The organism is Escherichia sp. AM3 (assembly GCF_032029835.1).
In the GTDB taxonomy this organism is placed as follows: Bacteria; Pseudomonadota; Gammaproteobacteria; order Enterobacterales; family Enterobacteriaceae; genus Escherichia; species Escherichia coli.
Map to the genome: position 1 here is coordinate 1 of NZ_JAVUPQ010000385.1, position 975 is coordinate 975.

At 41.8% G+C, this 975-nt stretch carries 1 protein-coding gene; it reads right to left on the reverse strand.

Going from position 1 to position 975, the window contains the following annotated elements:
- The coding region (locus RTW80_RS26045; RefSeq protein ID WP_312720972.1) for a DUF6387 family protein at positions 1 to 671 on the reverse strand (671 nt) is incomplete at its 3' end.
- Positions 672 to 975 lie beyond the last annotated feature (304 nt).

A 975-nucleotide genomic window follows, 5' to 3' on the forward strand; every position in this document is an offset into this window, starting at 1 on the left:
GTATACAACAGGCGAGAAAGGCGGTCTTCTGATATACGTACTTTATGTAATTTTGACCATACCAGAATGTCGATCATGGGAATGAGTCTGTAATTAATGATTTTCTTAATCGTTCCATAACCAAAGCGAATAGCTTCCGTTACATCTGGTTCTATGCCACGCACTTTACGCCATTGAGGAAGTGCAGCCTTTAGGGATTCAGCGATCTCTTCATCTGTCCCGTTTGCTAGGTCGATTTCGACCATGACAGTATCCCTGAACAATTTTGGCAAAACTTCCGATACAGGGCTATCGAGGAATTCTCTGTTAACAGAATACTCATCGCTTCCATCCCAAAAAAACAGTGAGTTCCGTAATCCAACTATGCTGAGTTGAGCCAGTCTTTCGGTTGTCGTCAAAAAGAAGTGCGGGGGCTGGTAAAGAGTATCCTCTCTTGTGAGATAGCCGAGATGCTTTTCTGTGATGAGAAAGGGCTTTCCAGTGAAGATCCTGTCGATGTAGAGCCTTACGGCTTCTGCTTCAAATTCTTCATGATATGGTTTGAAGAACAATGTCCTTGCCAGCAATTCATGGTAGAGGTGTATAAGCGGAAGCTCTTCGAATCCGCGATATGTATCTATATCCAGCCACTTCTTCACCTCTCTCGTATGTTCAACTGACCAGTTTTTCATAACGATCTCCAACAGGCATTAGACTTAATGTATGTAGCAAACGTAATCGACATGTTAAAGGAAGACCAATGAAATGAGTTCAGATGCCATCAGGAAGTTGAACCAAAAGGTTTGATATTTTTTGATACAGTTCGCTAACGGACTATTTTCAGGGGTTTATGCCGTTACGATTTATGGTTCCTTTATAGAACCAAAGGTAAAGTCAGAAACAGCAGTTATCTAGAAAATTCAATCAAATAGATATCTAGTTACAGGGACGCCAGCCCACCAATCATGATTGGACGGTGTAAGGACAACACCAACA